Below are 11,822 nucleotides of genomic sequence, written 5' to 3' on the forward strand. Positions count from 1 at the left end.
GATGGCCGGGCGCGGGGCCGGTCACGGGCGTGCTTCAGGCAGGTGTGTTCGCGCCGGGTCGCCGGGTCGGCGCGGGATGACGGGTTCGCGTGGCTACACGAGTCAGTGGACGCGGTGAGGACTGCTCGGACGGGTGGGCGGTGGTCGCTTACGCGGGTGAGAAGAGGTGGTCGCTGATCAGCCGGGCCGCGCCGATCACACCGGCGCTCGCGCCCAACTCCCCAAGGACGATGGGCAGGTTGCCGGTCGCCAGGGGCAGCGACTGGCGGTAGACCTGGGTGCGGATCGCGGCGAGCAGGGTGTGGCCGAGGCCGGTCACCCCACCGCCGATCACCACCAGGCCGGGGTTGAAGAAGGAGACGAGTCCGGCGATGACCTGGCCGACCCGGGTGCCGCCCTCGCGGATCAGGTCGAGCGCGGTGGCGTCGCCCGCCGCGGCCGCGGCGGCGACGTCGACGGCGGTGAGCGTGCCGCTCGCCGCCAGCCGGGCCGCGAGTTCGGCGGACAGGCCCTGTTGGGCTGCCTGCACCGCGTCGCGGGCCAGGGCGGCGCCGCTGAAGTGGGCTTCCAGGCAGCCCCGGTTGCCGCAGGCGCAGGGGCGGCCGTCGGGCACGGCCTGGATGTGGCCGATGTCGCCCGCGCTGCCGGTGGTGCCGCGGTGGACGGCGCCGCCGGCGACGATGCCGCAGCCGATGCCGGTGCCGATCTTGACGCAGAGGAAGTCGGCGACGGTGCGGGCGACGCCGGCGTGCTGTTCCCCCATGGCCATGAGGTTCACGTCGTTGTCGACCATCACCGGGCAGCCGAGTTCCTGACTGAGCGCCTCTCGCACGGGGAAGCCGTCCCAGCCCGGCATGATCGGCGGGGCGACCGGGACGCCCTCGGGAAAACGGACGGGTCCGGGAACGCCGATGCCGGCGCCGTCGAAGCTTTCGGCGAGCCCCGTGGCCTTCAGCTTTCCGGCCATGTCGAGGACTTGCTCGAAGACCGCGACGGGGCCCTCTCGGACGTCCATCGGCTGGTTGAGGTGGCCGAGGATCTCCAGCTCGGCGTTGGTGACGGCGACGTCGACCGAGGTCGCGCCGATGTCGACACCCAGGAACCGCAGGTCCGGGTTGAGCCGGACGTTGTGGGAGCGGCGGCCGCCGCGCGAGGCGGCGAGTCCGTCGGCCACCACGAGTCCGGTCTCCAGCAGCCGGTCCACCTCCACGGCCAGCTTCGACCGGGACAGGTCGACCTGGTCGCCCAGCTGGGCACGGGAGTTGGGGCCGCCGTCACGCAGCAGCTTGAGCAGGCGGGCCTGGTGCGCGTTCGCCGGTCGTGCCGTCATGCGTCTCACGAGCCCCTCCCCGCCAGTTATCGGCCACCAGTGGCTGGCTTTCGTAGGGAACGTAGCAGTGGCTGCCGAACCTGGGAAGAAGTCGTGCGCGAATTCCCGCGAACTTTCTCCACTCTCAGGACAAAGAAGGGGCTGACCGCGTCCGAGGAGGCCGTTGGGCAGGCCCTCGGCCGCTGCCCGGGCGCGATCGCGAGATCGTCCGCCCAGGCGTCCGGGCGCCCCGGCCGCGCCCACGGGACACTTGAGGGAAGCGACCGACGAGCAGGGCCGGGAGGCGAGGGCGGTGATCGCCGTCAATCCGACGGACAGCGCCTCGCTGCTCGCTGCCTTCGGCGCGCTGGGCGTCCTGGCGGTGATCTTCGCCGAGTCGGGTCTGCTGGTCGTCGGTTTCTTCCTGCCGGGCGACACGCTGCTGTTCCCGGCCGGTGTGCTGTGCGCGGCGAACGGCGATCAGGCGCCGCGGCTGCAGCTGTGGCAGGTGCTGCTGTGCGCGGCCGTGGGCGCCGTGGCGGGCGCCCAGGTGGGCTATCTGCTCGGGCGGCACGGCGGCCGGCCCCTGCTGTCCCGCTCCTCCAACCGGCGGGTGAAGGAGGGTACGGCGCGGGCGGAGCGGCTCCTGGCCCGCTACGGCTACGGCAAGGCGCTCGTGATCGGCCGCTTCATCCCGATGGTGCGGACCGTCCTGCACCCGGCGGCCGGCGCGCTCGGCGTGCCCGCGCGGCCGTTCACCGCGTGGCAGACCGTCGGCGGTCTGCTCTGGTCCCAGACTCTCGTGCTCGCCGGATACCTCCTCGGTTCGTCGGTCTCGCACGTCGACGACTATCTGCTGCCTCTGGTCGCGGTGATCGTCGTACTCTCACTGCTGCCCCTGCTGGCGGAGGCCCGCCGTACGCGGCGCGAGCGGCGGGACCACACCCGGGCGAACGGGAGCTGACCGTCAGCCGAGCCCCCACGCACGCCCCAGCCGGCAGGCGGCGCACAGGTGGACGTCCAGGATGCACGGGGCGGGGGTCCCGCACCCCGTCGCCCGGTCCACGGGCCGGCCGTGGCCGGCCCATCCCGGTGATGCCATAGGTCTCGACCACGGCCTGCCCGGACGGGTTCCGGTCCTGGTGCGGGTATCCGGCCACGGTGTCGGAGACGTCCGCGCCCTGGTCGCCCCAACGGGTCGGCGAGGGCCGGCCGGAGCTGACGCATTCCTTATTTGCCAGATGCCCTATTTGTCCGATTACCCTGGGCCGCTGTTTCCCGGATCCCGCGTCGGCGGGCCCGGGAAGCCGGACAGGGAAGCAGAGGCGAGGAGGCACGGAAGGCATGCGCAGCGCACGGACGACGACCGCCCTCGCGATGCCCTTCGGCCGGGCCGACTGCGCCGACGCCGCACGGGCGACCGTCGCGGCCGGGCTGACCTGGCAGACCTGCGTGACCCTGCTGCACACGCCCCACCCCTACGTGGGCGCCGTCGCGGCGCTGCTGATCGTCGAGGCGACTGTGGTGCGCACGGTGGCCGCGGCGGCCCGGTACGCCGCCGGATGCCTGCTCGGCGTGGCCGTCGCCGTGCCCGCCGCCCTGTACGCAGAACCCGGCATGCTGGGCCTCGGACTCGTCGTCTTCGTCTCCGTCCCGCTGGCCCGGCGCGAGTTCCTCGGCCATCACGGACTGCATCTGCCGACGACGGCCCTGATCACCTTCGCCCTGGTCCGCGGCCGTCATCCCGCCGAGCTGGCCTCCCACCTGGCGGAGATCACGCTGGGCCTCGCCTTCGGTCTCGCGTGCAGCGCGCTGCTCTTCCCGGCCGTGCGGGTACGGTCCGCGGAACACGCGCTGGAGAGGCTGCGCACCCTGCTCGCCCACCGACTCGACGGTCTCGCGGACGCCGTCGCCCGGCGCGAGCGCCCCCGGAAGGTGCTCGGCGCCACCTGGGAGCACGAACTCGACTCCGCGCTGACACAGGCACGCAGCGCCGTGGACGAAGCGCACGAGAGCGTGCGGTGGAACGTACGGCCGAAGGCACGGCGCCGCCGCTGGCACCTGGACCACCGTGTGCTGCACACCCTGGCCGACGTGGAGCGGCAGGTGTGCGCCGCCGGACGGCTGCTGGACGCGCGGCCGCCGGCGAACCGGGGCGGCGCACGGTCCGGGGACGCTCCCGCTTCCGACGGCTTCGCCCAGCCCTACGCACGGCTGCTGCGCACGACCGCCCTGTGCGTCTACGACTGCCGGGGCGGCCGGCCGCACCCCGCGCTGCCCGCCGCACGGCACGCCCTCGCCCGGCTCGGCGGCCCCGGCTGCGATCCCCCGGCCCCGTGCCCCGAGGACCGCCCCCTGCTCCAGCACCTGGAAACGGCCCTGTCCTGCCTGACGACGTCCGCACCCACCCCGGCCCCGCCGCCCGCCCGGCGCCCCCGGGCCCTCGGCCGGCGACACCCCGCACAGCGACGATGACCTCTCACCCCGCTCAGCACACCGAACCCGCCACCCAGGACCACACGTCTCCCGCCGCCACCGGCCGCACCCCGCCCGCCCGGCGGCGTCTGCCCGGATCCCGTCTGCTCCTGGCCCCGGCCCCCGTCCTCCTCATGCTGGTCGTCGCCCTCACCGACGTGCTCATGCCCGACTGGCTGCACGTCTCGCCGGTGATGGCCGGTGTGCCGGTCCTGGCGGCCGCCCTGCTCCCCCTGTGGGCGACGGCGGCCCTCGCCTGCGCGGCACTCGCCGCGACCGCGCTGCTCCAGACGGCGGCGGGCCAGAGCGGCCGCCCGGACTCGGGCGTCGTCCTGGGCAGCCTGGCGGTGGTCGGGCTCGCCTCGCTCGCCGCCTGCGCGCTGCGACAACGGCGGGAACGGCAGCTGCGCCGGATCCGCTCGGTGGCGGAGACCGCCCAGCGCGCCCTGATGCACCCGCTCCCGGACCGGATCCACCCGCTGGCCCTGTGCGGTGTGTATCTGCCGGCCGAGACGGAGGCACGGATCGGCGGCGACTTCTACGAGGCGCTGCGGACCCCGTACGGCACCCGGCTCCTCATCGGCGACGTGCGCGGCAAGGGGCTGCCGGCCGTCGGGGCCTCCGCGACCCTGCTCGGCGCGTTCCGGGAACTGGCCCACCGTGAGGCCTCCCTGACGACGGTGGCCGAACAGCTGGACGAGCGCGCCCGGCGGCAGATCGCGGCGCTGGACGGCACGCCGGACGGCCGGGGCGCGGGGGCGCTGTTCACGGAGCGGTTCGCCACCGCCCTGCTGGTGGAGTTCCCGCCTGGCGAGGAGGTGGCCCGCATCGTCCACTGCGGCCATCCCGAGCCGCTCGTCGTCCGCGCGGGCGAGGTCCACGCCCACCCGCCCGACCGGCCCGGGGCGCCCCTGGGGCTCGGCGACCTGCTGGACGCGGAGGCGATCACCCAGACGGTGCCGTTCGCACCGGGCGACCGGCTCCTGCTCTACACGGACGGCTTCATCGAGGCCCGCGACCGGCGCGGCCGGTTCTACGACCTCGTCGCCCACGCCCGCGCGCACGCCGACCGCCCGCTGCCGGCCATGGTCTCGGCCCTGCGCCAGGCCCTTGTGCACCACGTCCGCGGCGACCTCGGCGACGACGCGGCACTGGTGGCACTGGAGCGCCTGCCCTGAGCGCGCCGTGCCGCCTCGACATCGCACGGCCACCCTGAGCCCGGGGCGTGCCCGATCCCGGAGAGACAGACGCCGCCGCACGCGGTGCATCCGTCCTGCGGCGCCCCCCGGACCCGCCCGACGACACCCGCCGGGACGCCCGTCGTCCTTCTCGTCCCCCGCCCGGCCCAATGCCGGTCCGCCGGAAGGGCGAGGAGCCGTGAGCGGTGTGACCGTGGTGGAAGAGATGGCCGGGTGCACCTGTGGCAAGGAGGCGGGATGGCCGGGACCGGCGGCACCAGTGGCGTGGCGTGTACGGCCGTGGCGGGCGACGAGACGTCGGACGGCGGTCCGGACGACGCCTTCGCCCGGCTGAGCGGCGTCGCCGACGCCGTGCTCTACGAGGGCTACCTCCTCTACCCCTACCGCCGCTCCTCCCCCAAGAACCGTGTGCGCTGGCAGTTCGGGGTGCTGCTCCCGCGGGACTGGGTGGAGGCGGACGGTCCGGTCGCCGTGGGCATCTCCGGCTCCGCCGACTCCTGGTACCAGCAGACCGAGTGCCTGCTGCGCGTGCGGCGGCCCGAGGCGGTCGTACGCGTGCGGCTGCGGTACCTGCAGATGCAGCACAAGCAGGTTCAGGCGGCCGGTGCCGACGGCCGGTACAGCCCCGTCGAGTCGCTGCGGACGGACGACGGCACGACCCACCTCACCTTCGACGAGGCCGTGCCGCACGAGATCGCTCTGGAGTGGCCGCTGGAGGACCTGTTGCGCGGCGAGTGCACCGCGGAGGCCGGGGCCCCGCCCGGTGAGGAGACCGAGCCGCTGCCCGGGGACGCCGGGCGGGTGGTGCGGCGCCGCGAGGAGGTGCGGGCGCGCACGACGGTCGTGGCCGAGCGGCTCACCGAGGACGTGTGCCGGCTGCGCGTGCGCACCGAGCACACCGGGCGTGCGGCCGATGCCCGCGCCGCCCGCCAGGACGCGCTGCGCCAGGCCCTGCTCGCCGCGCACACCCTGCTCGGCGGCGACGGCGCGGAGTTCGTCTCGCTGATCGATCCGCCCGCCGGGCTGCGGCAGCAGGTGCGCGACTGCCGTAACGCGTTCACCTTCCCCGTCCTGGGCGGCGCGCCCGAGGAGACGGGACCGGCCGGGCCGGCCGTGCTGTCCGCCCCGATCATCCTGCCGGACCGTCCGCAGGTGGCGCCGGAGAGCCCGGGCGATCTGCACGACGCGGCGGAGATCGACGAGATCCTGACGCTGCGCACGATGCTCCTGACGGACGAGGAGAAGGCCGAGGCCCGGGCCACCGACGCGCGTGCCGCGCAGATCCTCGACCGTGTCGACAGCATGCCCCGGGAGGTCTTCGCCCGGCTGCACGGCGCCATCCGCTCGCTGACCCCCGTCGAGTCCCCCGCCGCCGAACGGCCCGCCTGGTGGCAGGAGGGCGCCGACGACGGGCTGTCGCCGACCACCGACACGGTGCTCGTGGACGGTGTCCGCGTCGGCGGCGGCAGCCGGGTGCGGCTGCGGCCGCGCGGCCGGGGCGCCGACGCCCAGGACATGTTCCTGGCCGGCCGGACCGCACGGGTCTCGGCGGTCTTCCACGACGTGGACGGCAGCGTCCACCTCGCGGTGACCGTCGACGACGATCCCGCGGCCGAACTGCACGGCTGGTACGGCCGCTTCCACTACTTCCGGCCCGACGAGCTGGAACCGCTCGTCCACGCCGACGCGCCGGGTCCCGCGGACCCGGACCACCCACCCCGGCCGCGGTCCCAGCGGCCCCGATGTCCGGCCGAGGGGCCGGAGGAGGGACGGCTCGATGGACGCCCCTGACACGTCGGCGCAGGCCGACTTCCGACTCCGCGACCGACTGCAGCAAAGGCCGACCACATGACCACCCAGAGCGGTACCACAGAAGTGAGCGGCGAGCCCGGCAGGGCCGAGGCGCGCGAGGGAATCGACGAGATCCACATCCTCTGGATCTCCGAGGGGATGAGCTGCGACGGCGACACCGTCTCCCTGACGGCCGCCGACCAGCCCTCCATCGAGGACGTCGTGCTGGGCCTCATCCCCGGCCTGCCGAAGGTCAACCTGGTCAACAAGGTGCTCTCGCCGAGCCTGGGCGGCGAGGACTTCCTCGCCCCGTACCGGGCGGCGGCCCGCGGTGAGCTGGGCCCGTTCATCCTCGTGATCGAGGGCTCGATCCCGAACCAGAACATCATCGACGGCGACGGCTACTGGACGTCCTTCGGCAACGACCCGGAGACCGGCCAGCCGCAGACGCTGAACTGGTGGATCGACCAGCTCGCCCCGAGGGCCTGGGCGGTGGTCGCGGCCGGCACCTGCGCGACCTACGGCGGCATCCACGCCATGGCCGGCAACCCCACCGGCTGCATGGGTCTCGCGGACTACCTGGGCTGGGACTACAAGTCGCAGGCCGGACTCCCGGTCGTCAACGTGCCCGGCTGCCCCATCCAGCCCGAGAACTTCATGGAGACCCTGATCTGGGTGCTCCAGCACGCGGCCGGCGCCGCTCCCCCACCCCCGCTGGACCACATGCTGCGTCCGCAGTGGCTGTTCGGGAAGACCGTGCACGAGGGCTGCGACCGAGGCTCGTACTACGAGCAGGCCGACTTCGGCCTCGACTACAACTCGCCCAAGTGCCTGGTGAAGACGGGCTGCTGGGGCCCAGTGGTCAACTGCAACGTGCCCAAGCGGGGCTGGATGGCCGGCATCGGCGGCTGCCCGAACGTCGGCGGCATCTGCATCGGATGCACGATGCCCGGCTTCCCCGACGCGTTCATGCCGTTCATGGACGAGCCCCCCGGCGGAACGCTGTCCTCCCTGGTCATCAAGCCCTACGGCGCCGTCATCCGGAGGCTGCGCGGCCTGACCAACGACATGGTGAACCACGAGCCCAAGTGGCGCCACAACAAGAGCAAGCTCACCACCGGTTTCGACCCGCGCTGGCGTCCGTGACGCCGCCGCCCGTGCCGCATCCCCCCACCGAACCGCCTTACCCGAGCAGCAAGGGGCAGTACCGCAGATGACGACCACCGAGTCCCGGTCCACAGGACGCAAACCCGAGCAGATCGTGGACATGTCCTGGGATCCGATCACCCGCATCATCGGCAACCTGGGCATCTACACGAAGATCGACTTCGCCAACCGGGAAGTCGTGGAGTGCCACAGCACCTCGTCGCTGTTCCGCGGCTACTCGGTGTTCATGAAGGGCAAGGACCCGCGCGACGCGGGGTTCATCACCTCGCGCATCTGCGGCATCTGCGGCGACAACCACACCACGTGCTCGAACTACGCCCAGCAGATGGCCTACGGCGTGAAGCCGCCGAAGCTGGCCGAGCACATCACCAACCTCGGCGAAGCGGCCGAGTACATGTTCGACCACACGATCTTCCAGGACAACCTGGTGTTCGTGGACTTCTGCGAGGCGATGGTCAAGGCCACCAACCCCGGTCTCCTGGCCCGCGCCGAGCGCACGGACGCGCCCCGCGGGGACATCCACGGCTACCGGACCATCGCCGACATCATGAAGGCCTTCAACCCCTTCGAGGGCGAGGTCTACAAGGAGGCGCTGAAGGTCAGCCGGGTCACCCGGGAGATGTTCTGCCTGATGGAGGGGCGGCACGTCCACCCCTCCACGCTGTACCCGGGTGGTGTCGGCACGATGCCGCAGCCGAACACCTTCACCGACTACCTCAGCCGGCTGATGCGCGTCATCGACTTCGTGAAGAAGGCGGTGGCGATGAACGACGACGTCTTCGACTTCTTCTACGAGGCCCTGCCCGGCTACGAGGAGGTCGGCAAGCGCCGCATCCTGCTGGGCTGCTGGGGCGCCTGGCAGGACCCGGACGTCGTCGACTACCGCTACGAGAACATGAACCGGTGGGGCAAGGCGATGTACGTCACCCCCGGCATCATCGTGGACGGCAAGCTGGTCACCAACAACCTGATCGACATCAACCTCGGTCTGCGCATCATGCTGGGCAGCTCCTTCTACGAGGACTGGGTCAACGAGGACCCCTTCGTCACCCACGACCCGCTCGGCAACCCCGTCGACATGCGTCACCCGTGGAACCAGACCACCGTGCCGGTGCCGCAGAAGCGTGACTTCAAGGGCAACTACAGCTGGGTGATGAGCCCGCGCTGGTACCACCCGCAGTCCGGCGAGCACCTCGCCCTGGACACGGGCGGCGGCCCCCTCGCCCGGCTGTGGTCGACCGCGCTGAGCGGTCTGGTCGACACGCCGTACGTCAAGGCCACCGGGAACAGCGTGCGCATCTCGCTGCCCAAGGGCGAGTCGCTGCCGGAGACCACGCTGGAGTGGCACATCCCGAAGTGGAGCAACACCATTGAACGGGACCGTGCCCGGCCCTACTTCGTCGCGTACGCGGCCGCCATGGCCCTGCAGTTCGTGGAGGAGGCGATGGGCATGCTCCGCGACGGCGACACCAAGGTCTTCGAGAACTTCGAGGTGCCCGACGAGTCGATCGGCTGCGGCTTCCACGAGGCGGTCCGCGGCGTCCTCTCCCACCACCTGGTGATCCGGGACAGGAAGATCGCCAACTACCACCCGTACCCGCCGACCCCGTGGAACGCCAGCCCGCGTGACATCTACGGCACCCCCGGGCCGTACGAGGACGCCGTGCAGGGCCAGCCGATCTTCGAGGAGAACGGGCCCGACGACTTCAAGGGCGTCGACATCATGCGCACCGTGCGCAGCTTCGACCCCTGTCTGCCGTGCGGGGTGCACATGTACGTCGGCAAGGGCAGGACCCTGTCGACCGTGCACTCGCCCACGTACGGAGCCAACCATGGCTGACACGGCCGTACGGCTTCCGGATCCGGCGGTGGAGGCGCGGCTGGCCCGGCTCGACGAGGTGCTGGCACGGCTGGAGGCCGCGCCGGGGCCGGCCGCCCGCGAGGCGCTGGAGCCGGTGACCCTGCTGACCGAGGTCTACGGCGAGGCGCTCGCCCGGGTGCTGGACCTGGCGGACGACCGGCTGTGCGAGCGCCTGGCCGACGACGAGCTGCTGGGGCATCTGCTGGTGCTGCACGGCATTCACCCCGAGCCCGCCGAGCGCCGGGCCGCCCGCGCGGTCGAGCGGCTGCGGCCCGCCGTCCGCGAGCGCGGCGGCGACCTGGAGTGGGCCGGTGTCGAGGGACAGGTGGCCCGGGTACGGGTGAGCACCGGCGGCGGGTGCGGTTCCGGGTGCGGCGGCGGATCGGCCGGCGTGACCGAGGCCGTCCGCGCGGCGGTGCTGGCCGCCGCGCCGGAGCTGGAGACGGTGGAGCCGGTCGCCGCCGAGCGGCTGGCGGCCCCCGCCTTCGTACCGCTGGCGACGCTGAAGCGCAGGAGTGCGCCGCAGCCGCAGGAGGCACGGTGACCGTGGACGGAGCGCTGGCCCGCGTCATCCGCTCCGCCGCCGTCCGGACCGCGACGGCGGAGGCCGAGGTGTGCGAACTGTGCGCCGCCCCGGTGGCCGGCGAGCACCCCCATCTGTACGACACCCCGGCCGCCGAGGTGCGGTGCGTGTGCGGCCCCTGCTCGGTGCTGTTCGCCGACGACGGGGCGGGCGAGGGACGCTACCGGCTCGTGCCCCGGCGCCGGCTCCGGCTGCCGCCGGTCGACACGGCGGTGCTGGGCGTGCCGGTGGGCCTGGTGTTCTTCGTGCCGCGCTCCGACGGCACGGTCACCGCACAGGGGCCGAGCCCGGCCGGGGCCATGCGCTGGGAGGTGGACGCGGCCGCCTGGCAGCGGCTGACCACCGTGTTTCCGCAGCTCGCCACCATGGCACCCGAGGTGGAGGCGCTGCTGGTCAACACCGTGCGCGGTCTCGAGGAACACTGGATCGTGCCGGTCGACGACTGCTTCCGGATGGTCGCCCTGGTCCGCCGCGAGTGGCGGGGCCTGTCCGGCGGCGACCGGGTCTGGCCGGCCGTGGAACGGTTCTTCGCGGAGCTCACCGAGCGGTCGTGAAGACCTGGAAGGAGAGAGACATGGGCAGCATCCGAGTGGGCCGCCCCCAGGCGAAGCCCGACATGCCCAGGCACGTGCGTGGGCTGCACCAGGGCAACCGGGGCCCGCACAGCCATCAGACCGGATTCCACAAGGACGGCACGTCCGACGCCCGCCGCTCCACCGGGATCCACTGGAAGCGGCACGACGCCCTGCTGGACGCCATGCCGAACATCTCACCGGGATGAGAGGGCAGAAAGTGACCGTTATGCAGCGCTGCCGAACGTCGAGAAAGACGACGTCGGAGACATCGGGACGTCAGGTGCTGCTGGCACAGGCCGCCGTCGTGGGCGGTCTGGTGCTGGCCCTGTTCGTGAAGGAACTGCCCGGTATGGTGCGTGAGTTGCGGATCTACCGGATGACCGGTGGCCTCCGCGCGAACCGCCGCTACCCCTGAGCCGGCCGTGCACGAACTGTCGATCGCGACCGCGATCGTGGAACAGGCCGAGGAGATCGCCCGGGCGGACGGCGCCGACGACGTGTCGGTGGTGACCGTCCGGGTGGGGGAGCTGGCGGGTGTGGTGCCGGACGCGCTGCACTTCGCCTTCGAGGTGGCCCGCGACGGTACGGCTCTCGCCGCGGCCCGGCTCGTCGTCGAGCCGGTGACGGCGCTGGCCTGGTGCGGCGGGTGCGCGCAGGAGTTCGCGGTGGGCATGCCACCGTTCTTCTGGTGCCCGCGCTGCGACCGCCCCTCGCAGGACCTGCGCAGCGGGCGGGAGCTGGAGATCACGGGCGTGGAAGCGGGGGGGGGGGGGGGGGGGGGGGGGGGGGGGGGGAGGACTGGAGTGCTTTATCGGGGCCAGGGGGGGGGGGGGCGAGCGGAGAGGGGCGCAACCACACACCC

Annotated in this window: 11 protein-coding genes and 1 pseudogene; 11 read left to right on the top strand and 1 reads right to left on the bottom strand. The window is 73.0% G+C overall.

The window, feature by feature from the left end; all coding sequences use genetic code 11:
• Nucleotides 1–148: 148 nt before the first annotated feature.
• Nucleotides 149–1,330, bottom strand: a complete 1,182-nt coding sequence (locus tag AC07CM_RS27695; RefSeq protein WP_478879148.1) for an ROK family transcriptional regulator — start codon at nt 1,328–1,330, stop codon at nt 149–151.
• Between the two features lie 292 nt (nt 1,331–1,622).
• On the opposite strand from AC07CM_RS27695, the gene AC07CM_RS27700 reads away from it, so the two are divergent.
• The 11 genes and pseudogenes from AC07CM_RS27700 to hypA form a co-directional block, all read left to right on the top strand.
• The gene (locus AC07CM_RS27700; protein WP_478879189.1) at nt 1,623–2,273 is read left to right on the top strand and encodes a DedA family protein; all 651 of its coding nucleotides are present in this window, start codon (nt 1,623–1,625) and stop codon (nt 2,271–2,273) included.
• Between the two features lie 380 nt (nt 2,274–2,653).
• Nucleotides 2,654–3,784 carry an FUSC family protein gene (locus tag AC07CM_RS27705; RefSeq protein WP_478879149.1) on the top strand — a complete coding sequence of 377 codons (1,131 nt, stop codon included), beginning with the start codon at nt 2,654–2,656 and terminating at the stop codon, nt 3,782–3,784.
• The gene (locus tag AC07CM_RS27710) at nt 3,781–4,962 is read left to right on the top strand and encodes a PP2C family protein-serine/threonine phosphatase (protein WP_478879150.1); all 1,182 of its coding nucleotides are present in this window, start codon (nt 3,781–3,783) and stop codon (nt 4,960–4,962) included. The genes AC07CM_RS27705 and AC07CM_RS27710 overlap by 4 nt, the downstream gene beginning before the upstream one ends.
• 258 nt (nt 4,963–5,220) lie before the next feature.
• Entirely contained in the window at nt 5,221–6,774 is a 1,554-nt protein-coding gene (locus AC07CM_RS27715) for a hypothetical protein (RefSeq protein WP_478879151.1), read from the top strand.
• Nucleotides 6,775–6,831: 57 nt separating this feature from the next.
• Nucleotides 6,832–7,920, top strand: a complete 1,089-nt coding sequence (locus AC07CM_RS27720; RefSeq protein WP_478879152.1) for an NADH-quinone oxidoreductase subunit B family protein — start codon at nt 6,832–6,834, stop codon at nt 7,918–7,920.
• Nucleotides 7,921–7,987: 67 nt separating this feature from the next.
• Nucleotides 7,988–9,781 (top strand): nickel-dependent hydrogenase large subunit, encoded by a 1,794-nt coding sequence (locus AC07CM_RS27725; RefSeq protein ID WP_478879153.1) that lies wholly within the window; start codon nt 7,988–7,990, stop codon nt 9,779–9,781.
• A complete protein-coding gene (locus AC07CM_RS27730; RefSeq protein WP_478879154.1) occupies nt 9,774–10,346 on the top strand; it encodes a NifU family protein in 573 nt (190 codons plus the stop codon). The genes AC07CM_RS27725 and AC07CM_RS27730 overlap by 8 nt, the downstream gene beginning before the upstream one ends.
• Complete coding sequence (locus AC07CM_RS27735) at nt 10,343–10,939, top strand: DUF5947 family protein (protein WP_478879155.1); 597 nt, start codon at nt 10,343–10,345, stop codon at nt 10,937–10,939. The genes AC07CM_RS27730 and AC07CM_RS27735 overlap by 4 nt, the downstream gene beginning before the upstream one ends.
• A 20-nt stretch (nt 10,940–10,959) precedes the next feature.
• Complete coding sequence (locus tag AC07CM_RS27740) at nt 10,960–11,166, top strand: hypothetical protein (protein ID WP_478879156.1); 207 nt, start codon at nt 10,960–10,962, stop codon at nt 11,164–11,166.
• A 74-nt stretch (nt 11,167–11,240) separates the two neighbouring features.
• Nucleotides 11,241–11,375, top strand: coding sequence for a hypothetical protein (locus AC07CM_RS27745; RefSeq protein ID WP_478879157.1), 135 nt, complete (start codon nt 11,241–11,243; stop codon nt 11,373–11,375).
• A gap of 7 nt (nt 11,376–11,382) precedes the next feature.
• Nucleotides 11,383–11,718 (top strand): annotated as a pseudogene (hypA, locus tag AC07CM_RS27750) (hydrogenase maturation nickel metallochaperone HypA); the annotation flags it as partial.
• Nucleotides 11,719–11,822: the final 104 nt, after the last annotated feature.

It is taken from the genome of Streptomyces sp. NPDC044061 (genome assembly GCF_056434305.1).